14 protein-coding genes, 1 other RNA gene and 1 pseudogene are annotated in these 20,242 nt (G+C 42.5%); 1 reads left to right on the plus strand and 15 read right to left on the minus strand.

The window, feature by feature from the left end; genetic code table 11:
- The 13 genes and pseudogenes from DXK30_RS12805 to ffs form a co-directional block, all read right to left on the minus strand.
- Positions 1 to 486: pseudogene (locus tag DXK30_RS12805) on the minus strand (collagen-like protein); the annotation flags it as partial.
- A 214-nt stretch (positions 487 to 700) separates the two neighbouring features.
- Positions 701 to 1,915, minus strand: coding sequence for a peptide-methionine (R)-S-oxide reductase MsrB (gene msrB, locus DXK30_RS00895; protein ID WP_114700056.1), 1,215 nt, complete (start codon positions 1,913 to 1,915; stop codon positions 701 to 703).
- A gap of 294 nt (positions 1,916 to 2,209) precedes the next feature.
- Entirely contained in the window at positions 2,210 to 3,502 is a 1,293-nt protein-coding gene (locus DXK30_RS00900; RefSeq protein ID WP_114700057.1) for an iron-containing alcohol dehydrogenase, read from the minus strand.
- 273 nt (positions 3,503 to 3,775) lie between these two features.
- On the minus strand, positions 3,776 to 5,455 hold the full coding sequence (locus tag DXK30_RS00905; protein WP_114700058.1) for an ABC transporter ATP-binding protein: 1,680 nt from the start codon (positions 5,453 to 5,455) through the stop codon (positions 3,776 to 3,778).
- 1 nt (position 5,456) lies between these two features.
- On the minus strand, positions 5,457 to 6,506 hold the full coding sequence (locus DXK30_RS00910) for an ABC transporter permease (protein ID WP_114700651.1): 1,050 nt from the start codon (positions 6,504 to 6,506) through the stop codon (positions 5,457 to 5,459).
- A 62-nt stretch (positions 6,507 to 6,568) separates the two neighbouring features.
- On the minus strand, positions 6,569 to 7,639 hold the full coding sequence (yejB, locus tag DXK30_RS00915; RefSeq protein ID WP_114700059.1) for a microcin C ABC transporter permease YejB: 1,071 nt from the start codon (positions 7,637 to 7,639) through the stop codon (positions 6,569 to 6,571).
- A gap of 102 nt (positions 7,640 to 7,741) precedes the next feature.
- Positions 7,742 to 8,521 (minus strand): hydroxyacylglutathione hydrolase, encoded by a 780-nt coding sequence (gene gloB / locus DXK30_RS00920; RefSeq protein ID WP_114700060.1) that lies wholly within the window; start codon positions 8,519 to 8,521, stop codon positions 7,742 to 7,744.
- 304 nt (positions 8,522 to 8,825) lie between these two features.
- Complete coding sequence (locus DXK30_RS00925) at positions 8,826 to 10,658, minus strand: extracellular solute-binding protein (protein ID WP_114700652.1); 1,833 nt, start codon at positions 10,656 to 10,658, stop codon at positions 8,826 to 8,828.
- Between the two features lie 292 nt (positions 10,659 to 10,950).
- Positions 10,951 to 12,078: a 3-phosphoserine/phosphohydroxythreonine transaminase gene (serC, locus tag DXK30_RS00930; protein WP_114700061.1), complete on the minus strand. Its 1,128-nt coding sequence runs from the start codon at positions 12,076 to 12,078 to the stop codon at positions 10,951 to 10,953.
- Positions 12,079 to 12,169: 91 nt separating this feature from the next.
- Positions 12,170 to 13,078, minus strand: coding sequence for a DNA polymerase III subunit psi (locus tag DXK30_RS00935; protein ID WP_114700062.1), 909 nt, complete (start codon positions 13,076 to 13,078; stop codon positions 12,170 to 12,172).
- Between the two features lie 114 nt (positions 13,079 to 13,192).
- Positions 13,193 to 16,153: a M48 family metalloprotease gene (locus DXK30_RS00940; RefSeq protein WP_227670727.1), complete on the minus strand. Its 2,961-nt coding sequence runs from the start codon at positions 16,151 to 16,153 to the stop codon at positions 13,193 to 13,195.
- A gap of 13 nt (positions 16,154 to 16,166) precedes the next feature.
- Positions 16,167 to 16,763: a LemA family protein gene (locus DXK30_RS00945; protein ID WP_114700064.1), complete on the minus strand. Its 597-nt coding sequence runs from the start codon at positions 16,761 to 16,763 to the stop codon at positions 16,167 to 16,169.
- Positions 16,764 to 17,030: 267 nt separating this feature from the next.
- An RNA gene (gene ffs, locus DXK30_RS00950) (signal recognition particle sRNA small type) lies at positions 17,031 to 17,127 on the minus strand.
- A 308-nt stretch (positions 17,128 to 17,435) separates the two neighbouring features.
- Here ffs and DXK30_RS00955 point away from each other — a divergent pair.
- Positions 17,436 to 18,152 (plus strand): SIMPL domain-containing protein, encoded by a 717-nt coding sequence (locus DXK30_RS00955; protein ID WP_114700065.1) that lies wholly within the window; start codon positions 17,436 to 17,438, stop codon positions 18,150 to 18,152.
- Between the two features lie 123 nt (positions 18,153 to 18,275).
- On the opposite strand, the gene DXK30_RS00960 is transcribed toward DXK30_RS00955, so the two are convergent.
- On the minus strand, positions 18,276 to 19,043 hold the full coding sequence (locus tag DXK30_RS00960; protein ID WP_227670728.1) for a DUF4124 domain-containing protein: 768 nt from the start codon (positions 19,041 to 19,043) through the stop codon (positions 18,276 to 18,278).
- Positions 19,044 to 19,385: 342 nt separating this feature from the next.
- The gene (locus DXK30_RS00965; RefSeq protein WP_114700066.1) at positions 19,386 to 20,180 is read right to left on the minus strand and encodes a hypothetical protein; all 795 of its coding nucleotides are present in this window, start codon (positions 20,178 to 20,180) and stop codon (positions 19,386 to 19,388) included.
- Between the last annotated feature and the right edge of the window lie 62 nt (positions 20,181 to 20,242).

Here is a 20,242-nt window from a genome sequence, read left to right on the forward strand (position 1 = left end):
ACCTTGAGCACCAGTTTCACCTTTAGCGCCAGTCAAACCTTGAAGACCTTGCTCACCTTGAGCGCCAGTATCGCCTTTAACACCAGTCAGACCTTGCTCGCCTTGAGCGCCAGTATCGCCTTTGGCACCAGTCAGACCGATGTCGCCTTGAGCGCCAGTATCGCCTTTGGCACCAGTCAGACCGATGTCGCCTGTATCACCCTTAGCGCCAGTATCGCCCTTGGGGCCTGTCTCACCTTGTATACCTTGATTAGTTGTCAGTTCTGCCAATTGTGCGTCACAATTAGAATAGCCCCCATAAGAATCTACACAGTTGGCAATAGTTGTCCAATCTGCTGCTACGGCTTCTGCTGTTAGACATATACCACTAATAGCTAACATACTGATTGCCAAATATGATGCTTTCTTACTTGCTTTGTGATCTTCTTTACAAGTAGAAATAGCTGTTGTTGCAGATGCAACCATACCTTGTGATTTTTTCAACATAGCTTGCGTCCTTCGAAGTAGTTTCACGATTAGTAACAGAAACTTTGATTACAAAATTAACTAAAATTGTACATTACAGTAATTATATTACACAAAAAACCTCAAAAGAACATTTTTAAATACTATTAGCAATATTATTATAAATAACAAAAAAACGCTCACTATGCCGTCTAGACAATAGTGAGCGTTTTTTTATTTAATAAATCAATATTAATTAACCAACTGGTCTAACCTCGTCGATCCAATCGCCATAACCAGCAGCTTCCATATCTGCAAGTGGAATAAAGCGCAGTGCTGCTGAATTCATGCAATAACGCTTGCCTGTCGGTGCTGGACCGTCATCAAACACATGACCCACGTGTGAGTCCGCGTAACGGCTACGAATTTCAGTACGGGTTCCAAATATCCCTCGATCTGGCTTTTCAACCACTAAGCTCGTATCCAATGGACGAGTAAAGCTCGGCCAACCCGTACCAGACTTATATTTATCACGCGAAGAATACAGTGGCTCACCAGATACGACGTCTACATATAATCCAGGTTCTTTATTATCCCAGTACTCATTATCAAAGGCACGCTCAGTACCTTCTTTTTGAGTGACTTTGTACTGAATATCATTAAGCGACTTCTTTAGCGCATCTTGTGAAGGTTTTACGAATGTATCTGGGTTAAAACCTTTGCCTACATTACTATCCGATGTGTTATTTGACGTCACTTGCTGTGTGCTATCTGCTTCAGGCGTAAACTTACTAAAATCAAGCTCATAGTTTTTACCATAGACACTCTCGATAAACTGATAACGACCAGAATTGAAGGTATAAGCTTTGTAGCGTATTGGGTTCTTTTTATAATAATCTTGATGATACTCTTCAGCAGGATAAAAAGTGCTAGCAGGAACAATCTCGATCACTACTGGTTTGTCATACACACCAGATGCTTGCAGTGATTGCTTGGCCGCTTCTGCGATTTGCTTTTCTTGCGCATTGTTGTAAAAAATTGCTGGACGATACTGTGTGCCGCGATCAACATACTGCCCTTTATCATCAGTAGGATCAGCGATTCTCCATAGCGCCTGTACTATGCCATTGTAAGTAATTTTCTTAGGATCATAATACACCTGCGCTGCCTCTGTATGCCCAGTACCACCTGCTGATACTTGCTTGTAGGTTGGGTTCTCAGCGGTGCCACCCGTATAGCCAGATACGACTTCTACCACGCCAGGGATTTTTTCATAACCTGCTTCAACACACCAAAAACACCCACCGGCTACCGTGGCTACTGCCAATCCTGGTGTAGTCGGTGCATATGGATTAGCGGCAGTTGTGTTCTTTACAGTAGAGCTGTTTTCAGTTGATGCACAGCCTGCGTAAATCGCACTACTCGCTATGATAACTAACCCTATAATTTTAGATGGTAATATGCGATTCATAAAAATCTCCTAAGCGTAATGTCCTTTAAGTATCCTAACGCTTTTGTATCACTGAAACATTCCTACACTGTTATATATTTACAGTTTATTAAGATATTTTTTATCAACTGAGTGTAATCACAAGATAAATTAAACGATTATTTGATAATGGTTATATATTTTAGTATGAGTTAACTATAGAAATAAGACGAAAACTTTATTACCTCAATGCATTAAAAAAGCCCATTATCAAAAAAGTAATGGGCTTTTATTTATCGTAAGGTTGTCAATGTAAACATAGGGTCATGAAGATTTTTAGCTATCTTTATTAGAACGTTCGTCACTTGCCTGCTTAATCTTCGTTAGAATTTCTTTGATTTCAGCTGCTGACAGATAGGTTGGCACGGCATAGGTGTCACTGACTTCTTTTGCTGCTGCCTTTGCGATATCATTAAAGTCGCTGGTTTGCATACCATTGACAGTTGGATCAATATTTAGATCTGCAATCAAGTCTCTAACTTGCGCAATCAGGTTATCTGCTATCTCACTATCGCCATTAGCTGCTTGACCATCCTGTACCATACCGGTTCTTTTAGCCAATGCAGCCAGTCTCTTTTCGCTCGCTTTACGATTGACGTCGAGCACATAAGGCAACACGATGGCATTGGCACGACCATGAGGAATACTATAGTAAGCGCCTAACTGATGCGCGATAGCATGCACATAGCCTAGACCTGCTTTGTTAAAGGCAATCCCGCCATAATGAGCAGCGATACCCATCTCTTCTCTTGCTTTTAGATTGCTACCGTCTTTATAAGCTAGCGGTAGATAATGCATGACAGATTTTACGGCAGAGGCTGCATAATAATCTGTCTCTACGCTGGCATTGGCACTCATCCACGCTTCTAGTGCATGGGTCAATACATCAATACCAGTATCTGCGGTGATATGGGCTGGCATGCCTTTCATGATAACTGGGTCAATCGCTGCAGCTAGTGGTACCATTCTTGGGTCGATAGACAATGCTTTTTGATGCGTTTTATCATCCGATACTACTGCGCCAAGTGTTGCCTCTGAACCCGTGCCAGCCGTCGTTGGTACGCAGTATAACGGCGTCGCGGGCTTTCTTGCTTTAAGAATACCGATTAGCTGCTTTGGCTTGCACTTGTTGCCTTGAGACATGGCAATCATTTTGGCCGCATCGATCACTGAACCGCCACCAATAGCTACGATAGAGTCACAATTGGCCTCTATAGACTGACGGAGCCCTTCTTCAACTACTTTAAAAGTAGGATCTGGCGTAATACCGTCATAGATGTGATAATTGATATTTTTCGCATCTAGATAATCGGTAACTTTTGCAGGTATGCCCAGTTTGTTGAGCACCGTATCCGTGACAATAAACACATTGGTATTGCCTTCATTGATAAGCATATCGCATAGCTCATCACAGGCAGTCTCACCAATGAATAACATCGGTCTTCTGATAGGTATCACATAAGACACTGCTTTTAATACCTTCGCCCGAGTTTTAGCGACAGCCAAATAACCAGCATGCTGCAAGCTGTTGTTCTTTACCAATTTAGTAATACTGTTTTGTGTTTTCATGAGCACAAAAATCCTTTTTAATGATGGTTTTAACGGCAATAAAGACCGTTTTGGGCAGCCAGTTAAATATTACTAATTTACGAGCGCCAGAATGTATAAAGATACGTATCACAGCATTATAAAATGGGCAGCTCTCTAAAATTATTGTACCACTGCTCTTTTCAATATGTCGCTATTATTATGAACTGCGATGTGTCAGTTTTATACCAAGCCGCTTATTTTAGTCGCTTAATTTGATTGATCAGTCTGAGTGGCTACAGTAAGTCGTTTAAACTAGTCAGTACTTGCCTTTAACAGTTGCTGAGTGTAAGTATGTTGTGGGTGATTAAAGAGATCTTCGGTACGTCCAGACTCTACGCAAGTGCCTTGTTTCAAAACCATGATATGCTGACACAGTGCACGTACTACCTTGAGATCATGACTGATAAAGACATAGCTGACTTGCAGTCTTTCTTGAATTTCACGTAATAATCTAACTACTGTTACCTGTGTGGTACTGTCGAGCGCAGAGGTCGGCTCATCCAATATAAGTAAGCTTGGTTTCATAATGAGGGCACGCGCCAGTGCCACGCGTTGACGCTGACCACCTGACAGCTCATGAGGATAACGCTGCGCAAATGCTAAAGGCAAATGTACCGTAGCAAGACTATCTAGCACCGCTTGCTGACGGGCGACCTTAGCTACGCCTTGTACTAACAATCCTTCTTCCACGATTTGCATGACCGTCATACGCGGATTAATACTGGCAAATGGATCTTGAAATACCATCTGTATCTGCGAGCGGAAGTTACGTAGCGCTTTTTTGGACAATGCTGAGATATCTTGATCATTGACCACTATCTGCCCATTCACACGTGTTTGGTTGCTCAGTAGTTGACTAAGCGCCAGTGCAATGGTGGTTTTTCCAGAGCCAGACTCACCGACAATACCCAATGCCTGACCTTTTTGCAGTGTCATATCGACATTTTTGACCGCATCGAACCAGCGCTTGGTACCACCAAACAGACCTTTTTCAATTGGGAACTGTACGTTAAGGCGCTGCACTTCTAGTACGCTTGGTTGCTTATCTACGTTATCGTCTTCTATGGTTAATGCTTGCCCAAAGTCTTGCTTGATAAGTGTGCGAGTATAATCGGCCTTAGGCTGATCGAATACCGAAGATGTTTTACCCTGTTCAATCGTTTGACCTTGGCGCATAACGATGACCTCATCACTATAGCGCCTAACCAGATTGAGATCGTGACTGATTAATATCATCGCCATATTGTGCTTGCGTTTGAGATCATCTAGTAGCGCCAAAATCTCATGCTGCAAGGTAACATCGAGCGCAGTCGTTGGCTCATCAGCAATTAGAATATCAGGCTGCTGAGCCAATGCCATGGCAATCATCACTCGCTGACGCTGACCACCCGATAACTCATGCGGGTAACGGTTCAACTTGTCAGCAGGATCTGCAATATTGACATCATCTAGCAAATCGATGCTAGTGTCTCTCCATTGCTTCTTAGGTACGCCGCTTAGACGCAACGATTCAGCAATTTGTTTAGCGACTGTATGCAACGGATTTAATGCAGTCATCGGCTCCTGAAATACCATACCGATACGCTGTCCACGAATAGACCGTAGTGCAGCATTACGCGCCTTATCATTCACTATGGGCAAGGTAGACATACCTGCCGTACTTGCCAAATGAACTTCACCAGTAATCGTTAAACTATCTGGTAACAGGCCTAGTAGCGCAAGACTGGCAATCGATTTACCAGAGCCTGACTCACCAACGATAGCCAAAGTTTGCCCTTGTCTTAGCTCATAAGACAGCGCATCGACCAACTGGATGCCTGTAGTCGTCGTGATAGTTAATCTATCTACGGTTAGCATGAGCTTATCTTGTGCACGATTAGGGCTTTGACTTGGTGCGCTGTTTTGCTTGGTGGCGACAATATTTTTAGTCATGTTAAGAACGCCTCGGATCAAATGCATCACGCAGCGCTTCGCCGACGAAGATGAGCAATGACAAAATAAAGGTCAAACTAAAGAATCCTGACAAAGCAAGCCAAGGTGCATCAAGGTTGTTCTTTCCTTGTACCATTAGCTCACCAAGAGACGGCGAGCCAGGTGGCAATCCATATCCCAAAAAATCCAGCGCAGTCAAAGCGATAATATTAGCCGTTAGAATAAATGGTAACTGCGACAAGCTAGAAGCTAATGCATTGGGTAAGATATGTCTGAGCATGATTTGGCTGTCCGAAACGCCCAAATTGCGTGCAGCTCGCACATAGTCAAAGTTGCGAGCTCGCAAAAACTCTGCCCGTACCAAACCAACCAAACCCATCCAACCAAACAGTAGCATCATAGCGAACAACATAATGATGCTGGGACTAAACAGACTGACCAAAATAATAATCATAAATAGCTGAGGCATACCGCCCCACACTTCCATAAAGCGCTGTCCTGCCAGATCAACCCAGCCGCCGTAATAGCCTTGTACCGCACCGACGATAATCCCAATCAGTGCGCCTGCAAGCGTCAAGGCCAGACCAAACAGTAACGACACTCGCATACCATAAAGTATCCGTGCCAGCACATCACGCCCCATATCATCAGTACCAAGCCAGTTCTGGGCATTGGGCGCTGCTGGATAAGGCAAACCAAGCTCGACATTGGGCGTCTGATCAGCAAACGGAATAGGCGGCATTATATAAAACCCTTGCTCATCAATCAGCGACTGCACTGCAGGGTCTTTATAATTGGTTTCGGTTTCAAATACACCGCCAAACGTCGTTTCAGGATAGGCCTTTAATACCGGAAAGTAATAATTGTCTTGATACTGCACTAGTAAGGGTTTGTCATTGGCAATGACATTCGCGGCCATGCAGATAACAAATATTACAGCGAAAACAAGCAGCGATATCACCCCAAGTCGATTTTGGCGAAAGCGATTGAGTCGTGCTTGCCATATAGGGTTTAAGCGTTGCTTTTTTATGGTAGATATCTGCTCAGGCATTGGCGCTTTATCTGGTTCGCTATTAATAGGACTGCTCTTTGATGAAGGTTGATTATTTGACATTAGCGGCCCTCAAAATCAATACGAGGATCAATTAAGTGATAACTCAAATCACTGATTAATTGCAGTAGCAGCCCCACTAAGGTAAAGATAAATAGCGTGCCAAATATCACTGGATAATCGCGTTGTTGAATGGCTTCAAACCCTAACAAACCCAAGCCATCTAGTTTAAAGATAATCTCAATCAAAAAGTTACCCGCAAAGAAGATACCAACGATTGCGGCTGGAATACCGGCAATGATAATCAACATTGCATTGCGAAACACATGGCCATATAGCACCTGACGCTCACCTAGGCCTTTAGCACGAGCGGTCAGTACATACTGCTTGCCCAGTTCCTCTAAAAAGCTGAACTTAGTCAGATAAGTCAAACCTGCAAAACCGCCTACGGTACTCGCCAGCAGCGGTAACGCCAAATGCCAAAAATAATCTTTTACTTTACCAAGCGCGCTTAGCTGATCAAAATTTTCGGACGTTAATCCCTGTAATGGAAAGATATTCCAATAGCTGCCACCCGCAAAAAACACCAATAAAATCACAGCAAAGACAAATACAGGTATCGCATGTCCGATCGCCAGCAGCATAGCCGTGGCTTTATCAATGCCTGAGCCATGATGCATCGCTTTATAGACGCCTAGCGGAATAGCGATCATATAGATGAGCAACGTACTCCACAGCCCAAGCGATATCGAGACTGGTAACTTCTTTACGATAAGATCGGTCACCGACTGCCCTTTAAAAAACGACTCACCAAAATCTAGCTGAGCGTAGTTCTTTAACATGAGCCAAAATCGCTCTGGGGCAGATTTATCAAAGCCATATTGGGCATTGATTGCGGCGACCATCTCTTCAGAGAGACCACGCGTGCCTTGATAAGTGCTGCCATTGCCACCTGCACTGCCAGCGCCGATATTACCGCCAAGCGCATTGTCTTTTGCGCCCTGCTCGATAAGTGCCAGCTGCTGCTCAACAGGCCCGCCAGGTGCTGCTTGTACGATCACAAAGTTGGCAAGCAAGATCAAAAATAGTGTCGGCAATATAAGTAGTAGTCTTTTTAAGATATAACGACCCATAATGGCGACTTCCTAAGTAAAGAGAGATAACAATGACGTTCAGCAGCGAATTGCTTGTGTTAAAGAGATGCTTGAAAGCAAACTATTTGTTCAACATCTGCTTTAAAAGTTGTTTTTTAGCTCACGTAACGCTGCAAATACCGTCAATGACTTCTCATCATCGATAGGCATTTTTGATTTAACCCCTGCGATTACACTCGGCTCTTGTGTACGTAAAAACACATTTACCGCGCGCTCATGCTCTAGTGTCACTGGTAGCGTTGCCATGCCTTGCTCAGTTTGCACCTCTGCTCGTGCTAATGCTTGTTGCATCGCTTCGTTGTCAGGTTCAATAGACAGGCCAAAACGCAGATTACTCGCTGTATATTCATGCGCAGGATACAGCAGTGTCTCACTAGGCAAGCCGTTCAAACGTTTAAAGCTCTCATGCAATTGATCAATCGTACCAGTAAACACACGCCCGCAACCTGCACTAAACAACGTATCACCGCAAAAGCAGTGCTTTTGCCCATCGATATCTAAGATATAGGCCATATGGCTAGCGGTATGCCCTGAAACATCCCAGACTTGCGCAGAGCAGCCCCATGCGCTTACCGTGCTACCGTCTTTGATAGTTTGATCCTCATCGACACCATGCTCACTATGCGCAACCAGATGAGTCATCGGATACGATTCCTGTAACTCTGCGACGCCGCCGATATGATCATGATGATGGTGAGTCGTCCAAATCGAGGTTAGCTCAAGCTCATGCGTCTCTAGATAATCAATGACCGGCTGGGCTTGACCTGGATCAATGACAATCGCCTGCTTATTATTTTCATTGATCAATGTCCAGATATAGTTATCGCTAAATGCTTTGATTGGGTGAATACGAATACTCATGTTAAATCCTTACCGGTAGTTATTTTTGTTACGTGTTATTTTGAGTTATCTAGGGCGTGTCCTCAATTCAATCGAGTGTCCTCTAAATGGGCTAAAAACAGCTAAATTTTGCCAAACATCGTCAAATAGTTGGTCAATATCTCGATATTATCTGCACTATTTTCCTCGTTTGACGGCAATTTATCTCATTTTTATCACCATTTTTAAAATGAGGACACGCCCTAATCTAACTGTTATTTGATAGCAATATCATATAGGCTCAGCTGTCCGTTGTTACAAGGTAAAACCTTATAGTAAATACTGTCTACTGCTTTAAATACTTATTGATACGCCCTTCTGCCTCTTTATCGACCCACCAATAATCAATACCAACAGCATTGGTGGGTAGTTTTTCGGTATGGCGATACTGATCCCAATAGGCGACATTGGTACCAGACTTGCCGTATAGCGGTACGACATAATGCCCTGCGCGCAACAACCGATCTAGCACCTGCGTATACAGTACAATCTCGTCACGATTTTTAGCATTACCAAGGGCAGCAACGACCTTATCGACAGCTGCATTCTTGATACCAGCACTGTTATGATTACCCGGCTCGTCAGCAGCAGCGCTCCCCCAGAATGCCGCTTGCTCAGCACCAGGAGATAGACTTTGAGCAAATACATCCACGACCATATCATAATCGAAACGGCGCATACGCTCATAATATTGCGGCCCATCGACTTGGCGCAATGTTGCATCAAATCCCAAGCGTTTTAGATTACGAATATAAGGCAACAAGACACGACCCATGGTCTCGCCTGTCATCAAAATCTCAATCTGGGCAAGCGATCCATCAGGTTGATATAGTTTCATATCCTCATAATAAAACCCAGCCTCTAACAATAGCTTACGCGCCTCTAATAACCCTTGACGATTAAAGCCGTTCCCATCACTGGTGGGCAGCTGCCATTCTGCTAATGTTGCTTTACGCTGAGTCGGTTCAAGCTCAGACAATAACGGCGTCAATACCTGCATTTCTGCGTCAGATGGCGTACCCATTGCGGCGAGCTCTGAGCCATGAAAAAAGCTTTGCAAGCGTTCATATTGCCCATGAAATAAGGTTTTATTCATCCATTCAAAATCATAAGCAGCTGTCAGTGCTTGGCGAACTTTGATATCTTGAAAGATTGGGCGACGCATATTCATCACCAACGCTTGCATCGGTACTGGATTTTGGCTGGTTATCGTCTCTTTTTGGATAAGCCCTGCTTTCACGGCAGGGAAATTATACCCAGTCACCCAGTTAGATGCTTTATTTTCGGGGCGAAAGCGGTATTGACCGGATTTAAAACCTTCAAAGGCAATCTCATCACTTTGATAATAAACAAACTTGATCATATCAAAATTGTAGCGGCCACGATTGACCATCAAATCATGACCCCAATAATTGGGATCACGTATATAACTTACCGAACGTCCCGCATCGACGCGACCCAATTTATAAGGACCACTACCCATTAATGGTGACAGACTGATTTTTTCAAAATCGGTATCAATGGAAGATTTGGCAAATATAGGGAACTGGCCAACGGTCAGTAAAATCTCTTTGTTTTCAGCAGATGTAAAGACAAACTTTACTTGTTGATCATCAATGATTTGAATGTCTTTAATATCGCTAAGATAGCTGCGAATATACATGGGGCCTTTATTTAGTATCGCCTCAAAAGTCGCTTTGACATCGCGACTGGTCACAGCAGACCCGTCCCAGAAACGAGCATTAGGATTGAGATGATAGATAATCCAGCTTGTATTATCTGGATCATATGTCACTTTACTTGCCAGCTGTGGATACATGGTAAATGCTTCATTTAATGAACCAGTCATTAAAGTATCATACAGATAGTCTGTACCAATCATCGCGACGCCTGTGGTCATCCATTTGTTGGCGCTATTAAACGTACCGCGAGCATCTAGAGACAGCGTCCCCCCTGATGGCGCTTTTGGATTGGCATAAGGTAAGTAAGGTGCATTGATGTACTCAGTAGGGCTATTGTGACCAAGCGCGGTCGTCGTGATAGGTGCAGCGATACTGCTCGGTATCCAGCTGACGGTGATGGTTAGCAATATAGCTTTTAACAGGGCATTTTTTATTATCATGACGTTATAACAAACCTCTATGCTAACCAATATAAATATCAAAACGTAAAGCCTGACAGCAAAACAGCGTTATAGCAAAATTTTATCATAACAAACTTAGGTTTTTTAACCTAATGCTTTGCCATGGATATCGTTTAATGGTGATAGCATTGCTCTATTATTACTACGCGCTAGCATGACCAAACTGTCTGTTTATAAATATAAAAAAGGCGCAACCATGATTAGTTACGCCTTTCTTGATTTACATTTTATATAGCAAGACTTTATACGCTATCAGTTATTATCTTGCTTAAGCGTGCTTTTTTTCAAAAGCAATCATAAAGTCAACCAGCTGCTGTACCCACTCAAGTGGCACTGCATTGTAGATACTGGCTCGCATACCGCCTACGTCACGATGACCTTTTAGATTTAACAAGCCAGCTTTCTCTGACTCTTCTAAGAATACTTTATCAAGGCTGCTGTCTGCTAAAGTAAACGGCACGTTCATGATAGAACGATACTTAGAATCTATAGGATTATTATAAAAACTGCTCTCATCGATTGTCTTATAAAGTAAGTCGGCTTTTTGCTGATTGATTTTACCGATAGCAGCCACACCGCCCTGCTCTTCCAACCAATCAAACACCAGCCCTGCTAAGTACCAAGAGTACGTCGCTGGCGTGTTAGACATAGACTCTTTGTCAGCTTGATGCTCATAGTTCAGCAGCATAGGACACCATTCACTTGCTTGCCCCATCAAATCATCACGGATGATGACAATGACCAGACCTGCAGGACCGATGTTTTTCTGCGCACCCGCGTAGATCATGCCAAATTTAGACACATCTATCGGCTGTGACAAGATACAAGATGACATATCAGCAATGATTGGCGCATCTACTTGTGGCGGCTCAAATATCTGTAGACCATGAATCGTTTCATTGGCACAATAATGAAAATAAGCCGCGTCTTTACTAATGTTCCAATCGCTTTGCGCTGGTACGTCAGTAAAGTTATTCTCTTTACCAGTTGCAACTAAGTTAATCTCGCCCAAACCCAATGCTTCATAGCGCTTGGCTTCTTTGATTGCTTTGCCTGACCACGCGCCTGTCGTCAAATAGTCACCGCGTCCACCATTTAACAGGTTCAATGGAATCGCAGAAAACTGCAAACTTGCGCCACCTTGCAAAAACAGCACTTTATAGTTATCTGGTATTTCCATAAGCGTGCGTAGCTTAGCTTCTGCTTTGTCAGTAATGGCCATATACTCTTTACTACGATGGCTGACTTCCATGACCGATAGGCCGCGACCTTGCCAATCAAGCAGTTCACTCTGTGCGCGCTCTAATACGGCTGTTGGCATGGTAGCAGGGCCAGCACAAAAATTTGGCAAGCGATGCGGTGTTGCAGTTGCTGTAGACGTTGGGGTTGTAGGCATAATCACAGTCCTAGGTATGATGAAATAAAAGGATTTTTTTATTTCAGTTTGTTGATAAAGGCATTGGTATCGATGTTAGTTTTTATACAACTCAATGAGATATCTGCTCCCATAGCTGACGTTTAGCATCACTGTCTGCGAGCATTTCTTCTAATGTCGGCACAGCGGTCAGATTGTGATGTTGGAGGCCGTCAGGTAACGCTGTCAGTGCAGCAACTTTTATCTCTTCGCTTCGGCCAATTCGAAAGATATATCCTGCAAGACTGGCATTGGCAAGCTCAGCAGTATCCATACCATCACAAATCGGGAATGATGTTGTCTCGCAAGTGATTGATAGCGCTTGAGTGATGTTTTGCCATAGTTTTTGACTGTCACTATTTAGCGCTTTGATATCAACCAATATTACCCAGTCATTATAGCGGCCACCTTGCAGGTCAAATGGTGCTACTTTTTTTAAGCTATCATCATTTATGCTGTCATCACTAGTACTCTGCAGAAAATTACTCTGCGCAAATTGAGGTTGCTCAATAGGGGCATTAGTCGAGACTGCAACAGTTTGGTTCGATGCAGTACTTGGGATGTCATGATAGATAGACCCAGCACTTGAACTAACAGCATCTGAACTGACCGTATTTGAGTCAACGGAATCAAAGCTATAAGTAACAGGGCTTTGCTCGCTAGCCGTCTGTTCAGTGGTAGCTTGTAAATCAGTATCATACTCATCGGCAACATAGCCGTTAGCATTATAATTACTGATATCATAACCATCAGTCGGTTGATCAACTGTCCCTACAGCTTTAGCGCTCACTACTTCATTGTTATTAGACTCAATATCAATAGAGTTAGCATTTGATTGCTCCACCGAAGCTGTCGCAATATCAGCCATATTGATGGTTTTTGACTCAGGCTGCACCCACTGATTGATACCCATCATCGCTAGAATTTGGCGTTGCTGCACTCGGCGCTGTAATACACTTAGCGGGTCTTGGGTATCACTCATTCGACTCTACTATCCTACTAATTTTGTTTATATCATTTATAGATGTTTTTATTATTTTGGCAGCTTTTATTAAGCATTCGTCATACTATCAATTAAGTACTAAGTACATACCCATCAAAACAGCTGTCGAATGCCTAGCCAACGCTCTGATATTGCCAGCAAACAATCGTATTCATCTTGGCTGATTATCGTATCGTGTAACATTACCGTATGCAACGTACTTAGCCATTGGCGATACTCATTATGAGTAGGCTGGTTCATCTCACTTTCATTATAATCTATTTGGCTACCATCCTGTTGCTTCTCTCGATAATTATCAGCATTCTGATCACCTACCAAGCGCTTGATAGAGTGATTGGCAGAGACAGGAACCGCAGAAATAATCGCCAATAACTGAATGCTATTCAAGTGCTGTGCGGTCAATAATAGCCACTGCAAATTAACATCCCTTGCTGTCACGAGATCAATATCAATCAAGCGCGCATGCCGTCTCAAATCTACAATATAATGCGCCACACTGTCATTACCCTCACTCAATAACGATCGGTCATGCATTGAGATCATCTGGCCTTTGGCATCTTTTGATAGTCTATAAGCCAATAAGACAACAACTGATACTTCTGATTTACTAAGTCCTGTAAACACCTGACTTGAAGGATCTAGTTGCGATTTTACGTCTTCCATACCAGTCTTCAGTATTTGCGGCCATAGAGACTGCGCGTCTGTATCTTGTAAAACTTTAGACAATATCGGTAGTAACTGCTGCAAATGTAACGCTTGCCATAGTGATAATATTGGCGATTTTTGAAGTGTTAAAGCTAACGGGGTATTCAGAGCAATAGCATTAGAGTTGTCACTAGGTATATTTTGATCTGATGAATCGTAGGCTAAGTTTTTGGTTAAGTCAGATGCCAGCTGTTGGTTAAATAACTCAAATATTCCCTGCTGATAACGCAACAACATCGTACGGCATTTCTCTTGTTTTTTATAGTACTGATGACTGTCGTGACTATGATCGTCTTTACTTTTGAGCTTTAGATTTTCGATACATAGTTCAGATAAACTCTTTTGATGCAATTGGTTTAAGGCGAGCTCAATCAAAGCGCTGTCTAAACGCCTGTCCAAACTGGCTACTACTGTCATCAGCTTAGTATCTATCTTATGTGGCAATACTTGCTCATGGGAAGTCGAGTCAGTCGCAGCAGGGAAGCCATCATTCCAAATATCATTCAAACTATAAGTGGCAGTCGTTGATAATGGTTGATGCTGATGACAAAGCAAGACAGCTTCGACTAATGCTAGCGCACCTAGAGGATGATAACTATGGTTTAGTATGTACTGAGGTAGTGATACCTTTTGAATATCATTAAATCCAATTAGTGTGTTTTCTGGTAGGTCAGCGTCAGGTTTGGACTGCCACGGTTTTAATAGCTGATGAACGCCAACGTCTTCGGCCTGTACTTGAAGCCGCCCATCGACCACCACATCAGCTTCTACGGCAAACTCTAAACCGTCATCAATCTCTGATTCGCCATTATCTTTATTACGATTTTCGCTTATAGATTCAGCAAGAACTTTTCTATCATTTGGCTGTTTAGTGTCACCTGTATTAATCGTTGCAGCTGTTTGCGTCTCAAATACTGACGAGTGCCGCGTATTTTTTTCTGGGAAATCTTTACTTAGGCTATTTTCTTTTGTTGCGCCCCAATTACCTAAGCGTCGTTGCCTATATATTTCTTTGACCTTTTGCTGATTTATTCGCTTTTCTTTGGCGACTTGTACCGCGAACTGATGATAAGCATCCGCATTAATAGCGCTCATACGCTCAGTCAAGCTTGGATGGGTGGCAAACCACGACACATCACCTAAGTCTGCCCCACTACTAGCAAAGAAAAAATGACTGAGCCCATTGATATCAGCGATGCTAGACAAACGTGAGCCGAGCGAGTCTTGATGAATGGCTTTTAAGCTTTCTATAATCGCAGGCGTACGTGTTAACTGAACACTGGTGGCATCAGCAAGTAGCTCACGCTCACGATTAAAACTGTGCTTAATCAACTGCGCGCTTGCCATGCTAGAGAAGCTTAAACCATGCAGTAGCAATGTCCAGACGCTACGTGGGGCTTGACGATCTATTATAGGTGACGTTTGCACCCATTTAGACTGACGCTTGGCTGAGGACTGCTGTTGTTGTGATTGCTGCTGCCAGTAGGCGACCCATTCACTATGCGTGTTGAAATTGTCCGTTTGCGCTTCTGTATTGCGTGCCAGCATATCAACCTGTCTTTGTGATAAAGACTTTTGGGAGATATTATCGCTATCAAAGTGACTATAATTAGAGATATGATTGGATATTGGGTCACTCCAGTCGTATAGTATCTGCAAGCCTGCCAATACCACCATCAGCTGTAAATTGAACGTAGCATCGCCGTGCAATATATGACCATATTCATGACCGATGAGCCCGTATAGCGCCTCATCAGACAGTTTATCTAGCGCACCTTGGGTAACGACAAGTACCATATCTTGACTATGGCGACCAGCGACAAAACCATTGATACCCTGCTCGTCAGGTAGCACGTACAAAATAGGGGTTTGTAAACCTGAAGCAATGGCCAGTTGCTGTGCAATTTCATAATAGCGACGATAAACGGGCGGAAAATCGCGCTCGTCACGTACTGCTATATGACGTGAACGATAGCGAACCTTTTCTTCAGCTTCATATTGATGAGCGACTCCTTGACTGTGCTCCCATGCTTCTTGACTTTTATCAATGAACAGCCTAACTGCTCCTACTCGCTGGGCAATAGCGCGGCCACCTGCTCGCAGGCGTCGATACTCTAAAAAACTACCACCAACGAAACTGCCTAACGTCAAGACAGTGACCAGAACCAATGCCCAATGATATATACCGCCTGTAAATACTGTCAGCATTATAGACATGACAGCCAGTCCTACAGCCATATGAGCAAGTACAATCAGGAAAAACAGTCCATAGAGTAATAGACTGAGCCGCGTACGTATCCGCTGTTCACCAAAAAAATCCATTAGATTAGGCTGCCTAGAGTTCGCCAAAATTATCTAAACCTTAGCCCATATTGACAATCGGTGCCTGAGCAATCGCTTCTCTATCTTCGAATACCAACTGACTGAGTGGACGAAAGCCAAAAGTCGTACTAACGAGATTATTCGGGAATACTTCGCGATCGTTATTATAAAACATCACGCTGTCATTATAATGCTGACGCGCAAATCCAATGCGATTTTCCGTATTGGTTAATTCGTCCATGAGCTCCTTAATCATACTATCGGCTTTTAGCTCTGGGTAGGCTTCGACGACAGCGGAGAATTGACTCAACGCTTTGGACAACATACCTTCTGCTTTTGCAAATAGTGCCATATGCTCTAGTGAGTCTGGCTGATGCTTATTTGAGTCTTGTAGATCTTGGGCATGATTACGCGCGCTAATGACGCGAGTGAGTGTTTCTTCTTCATAACTCAAATAACGCTTGGCGGTTTTGACCAAGTTTGGAATCAGATCATGACGACGCTTTAATTGCACATCTATTTGAGCAAAGCCATTCTTTGCTTGGTTACGTGCGCGTACCAATTTATTAAAAATGGATACCCCAAACACAACTACTAACACCACAAATGCAATGAATAACCAAACAAACATCTTCATAATCAAACTCCAAGGTGTCTAGAATCTTAATAAAAAGTTAATACATTGTATTTTAACTCATATTAATCAATAAAACCTTGAACTAGATCGGAACTACAAAGGAAATCGAACCGGAAATTAAATTGAAAAATACATAAGCAAATAGATAATAATCAGACAAAATTTTGACCAAAAAAAAGCCCTTTACAATGAAGGGCTTAATACATCACAAATAGATATTTCGTACTTTATAAATATAATGATCAAATTTTAGGCAAAAAAAAGCGACTCCATCAGCACATCCTCGGCACACACTATAACTATTACCGTTGCTACCTTCCGGTCCTGGCGGGATTCATAGAACAATGTTGCGAGGCTACCAATGGAGCCACCAGTCGCAAATTATACAAGAAATTTTTAATTTTACAACCCCTATCTTAAAACTGTTTGCTTTAGACCCTAAATAGCACTGTCATTTAGTTCATTAGCTCATGTCAGCAATGTATGAGCACAAATTATATCAGTAACTTAGGTCACAAAATTCTCACAGCAACTTATATAAATTTTGCTATTTTAGTGAATGAAGTTGTACCCATGTCGATTTCTAGAGAACAATAGGGACAACTTTTCATGTATAAATGAGCGTTGATAATTGTCATTTGTATATTATTAGAATCAACTGAGGAGATAATAATGAAAAATACTTTATTGAGTAAAGCAGCACTAGCTTCTGGCACGGTTTGTCTTATGACAGCGATGATGGGTAGCGCCCATGCAGAGCCAACAGGCTATGATCAACTGACGTTTCAAACAGAAATAAAAGAAGAGATTCAGAACGACGAAGTACGCGCCAGCTTGTACAAAAAAGCACAGGCCACTGACTCTAAGACTTTAGCCACAATGCTTAACACCTCAATCAACAATGCCATGAAAATTGCCAAGCGCTACCCTAGCGTGACCGTGAGCACAGGGCAACAGCGCACCTATCCACGCTACGACAAAAACGATAAAATCATTGGCTGGACAGGTCAAGCAAACATAGACTTAAAAAGCACAGACTTTTCAGCGACTAGCCAACTCATTGCTGACTTGCAAGAAACCTTAGTGATGGATAATCTTAACTTTGGTGTATCAGATACCAAAAAAGACGCGCTAGAGCAAAAGCTAATGACCGAAGCTTCTCGCGCTTTTCAGCAGCAAGCTAAGAGCCTTACCCGTGCTTGGGATGCTCGTGGCTATCGCGTCGTCAATGTTAACCTAAACACAGGTAGCAACTATCCACGTCCGATGTATAGCGCTATGAGCATGAAATCAGGAATGGCAGACGAATCAGTACCAAGCCAAAGCTTTGAGTCTGGTAATAGCACTATTTCCGTGACTGCTAACGGTACTATCGAGTTAACTAAATAAGACAGCTTATAGTTAAACTAAAATAAGTGATTTACATTAAAAAAGGCAAGCATCGTTAACGGTGCTTGCCTTTTTATTTTGCTAGCGATATCTATCCATTATATTCAATCATTATTGAGACCATTATTGTGACTGAGCAACTTCCTGTTGACGCAGTTTTAGCATCAATTTTTGATACCAAGCTAGTTTTTGATAAGCCAACAACTGCGCTGCCTTTCTTTTGTTGTCTTGCAATGTGGTTGTATTTTGAATCACATATATAGTACGTGTGATTTGCTCAAGTGTTTGGCCAGTTTCGCTTTGTACAACCGCCTTGATTGTATGAGCACCTGGCAATACATCTATAGTGCCAATCGATGTACTCAGCCCTTGTGCCACTTCTTTGTCGTCCAGATAAATACTCACGTTATCGCCTGCTTGTAAAGATGGCTTTACTTGTACATTTACAGCGATATTTTGGGCAGGACGACGATAAGCGCGCTCTTCGCTTGGTTCAGTGATCGTAAGCTGATAATTGACCGCGGTTTTGACGGTTGAACTATCAGCATCAGGTGTAATCGTCGTCTCTGTGCTGGCAGCTTGCGCAGTACTGCTAGACTGACCACTCGTATTGCTATTGTTACTTGAGTTAAGCGTATCATTTCTAGTCATCACGCTGGTCTGAGTGACTTGCTTGTCTGCTTGCTGTTCATAGTTCTGTGGACGGTCGGTAAAGGTCACTTGACCTGTCTTTTCATCAACGACTTTGTAAATAGCAGAGGCATTTGCCAAAGGGGCGTAGAGACTGGCTGTGAAGATGAGCAAGCCTGTAAATAATACCTTATTTTTTGTATGACTGCGTATGGTCATGGCGGTCTGAATCAAACGGGAATGTTTTGAGAGTGAGTGCATAGTCAGTCAACCTAATAAGTGCGCGTATTTAACAAATATGATAGTACCATTATGGGGTATTTTTCAGCGAATAACACTAGGGCGTGTCTTCATTTTAAAAATGGTAATAAAAATGAGATAAATTGCAGTCAAACAAAGAAAATAGCGCAAATAATATCGAGATATTAGTCAGCTATTTGACGCCGTTTGGCAAGATTTAGCCGTTTTTAACCCATTTAGATGTCTATTGATTGAATTGAAGACACGCCCTAGAGCGTGTCCACAATCTGAGTATTAAACATTGAAAGCTTCGTAGCAGTGCCTGTTATTATAATTATGATGGTTGATTCAAGTACTCAGCACTTACTCTATCGACGATATATTCCATGTATCTAGCAATCTCCAAATGGCAGCATCAATGGCTTGTGCTTGGTCAAGGTTCTTGCGATCAGCATACCAGTTAATTTTTACACCGTTGTAAATGGACTCTCTATATTCAACAAACATTGGAACTTGCTTAGTTATTGGAATATAAATTTCATAACCTGAAATGAGTGAGTTTTCAGATTGACCAAAACATTTTTGATGGTTATATTCGCCTTTTTCTCCCTTAAACCGATAACAAGTCACTCCATTGTTAGTTTCTGCAGAATCAGCCTCTAACTCTAACATTGTGTAATTATCAAAAGACTGCTTGGTATTCCCCCCTAGAGAATAATTATTTACGACAACCTTCACCTGATCAGGATGATCTAACGTGTCGTTAGAGTAGACACTTCTATCCGACGCTTGTACCCATGAGCCATTGAGCATCAGATTAAACTCATATCTTCTGCCTGAGTGCTTAGAGATAGGCATGTCTCTTGCCTCTGACTCGCTTATCTTGTCAAATCTTGTAGGTTGATAATCAATAGGAAACTGCCCAATATAACGCTCAGACTGTGGCCGATAAAAATCTCTTTCTACTCGTTCATTGTGTGTGACAAAATGCTCTCGCCTTTCTCCGACTTCAGCCTTTAAAATAAGATGATCGTTAATCTTCCAAGTAACGATATCGCCCTCTTTATAAGGATCTTGCTTTTTATCTTGTTGCATACAACTTATTTGAAACAGTGACAAGGTGATTATTAATAAAAATCTTAACGTTGAAAGCTTCATAGCAGTGCCTGTTGTTATAATCATGATGGCTGATTATGAAAAATTGAGCGTTACGACCAGTA

Origin of the sequence: Psychrobacter proteolyticus, from assembly GCF_003350005.1 — a bacterium.
GTDB classification, from domain to species: Bacteria; Pseudomonadota; Gammaproteobacteria; order Pseudomonadales; family Moraxellaceae; genus Psychrobacter; species Psychrobacter proteolyticus.

Bases quoted from the DNA above. Each gene is read 5' to 3' on its own strand.
- msrB (WP_114700056.1), bottom strand. From the start codon at position 1,915: ATGAATCGCATATTACCATCTAAAATTATAGGGTTAGTTATCATAGCG.
- DXK30_RS00960 (WP_227670728.1), bottom strand. From the start codon at position 19,043: ATGCACTCACTCTCAAAACATTCCCGTTTGATTCAGACCGCCATGACC.
- DXK30_RS00965 (WP_114700066.1), bottom strand. From the start codon at position 20,180: ATGAAGCTTTCAACGTTAAGATTTTTATTAATAATCACCTTGTCACTG.
- DXK30_RS00910 (WP_114700651.1), bottom strand. From the start codon at position 6,506: ATGCCTGAGCAGATATCTACCATAAAAAAGCAACGCTTAAACCCTATA.
- DXK30_RS00955 (WP_114700065.1), top strand. From the start codon at position 17,436: ATGAAAAATACTTTATTGAGTAAAGCAGCACTAGCTTCTGGCACGGTT.
- DXK30_RS00945 (WP_114700064.1), bottom strand. From the start codon at position 16,763: ATGAAGATGTTTGTTTGGTTATTCATTGCATTTGTGGTGTTAGTAGTT.
- serC (WP_114700061.1), bottom strand. From the start codon at position 12,078: ATGCCTACAACCCCAACGTCTACAGCAACTGCAACACCGCATCGCTTG.
- yejB (WP_114700059.1), bottom strand. From the start codon at position 7,639: ATGGGTCGTTATATCTTAAAAAGACTACTACTTATATTGCCGACACTA.
- DXK30_RS00935 (WP_114700062.1), bottom strand. From the start codon at position 13,078: ATGAGTGATACCCAAGACCCGCTAAGTGTATTACAGCGCCGAGTGCAG.
- DXK30_RS00900 (WP_114700057.1), bottom strand. From the start codon at position 3,502: ATGAAAACACAAAACAGTATTACTAAATTGGTAAAGAACAACAGCTTG.
- gloB (WP_114700060.1), bottom strand. From the start codon at position 8,521: ATGAGTATTCGTATTCACCCAATCAAAGCATTTAGCGATAACTATATC.
- DXK30_RS00905 (WP_114700058.1), bottom strand. From the start codon at position 5,455: ATGACTAAAAATATTGTCGCCACCAAGCAAAACAGCGCACCAAGTCAA.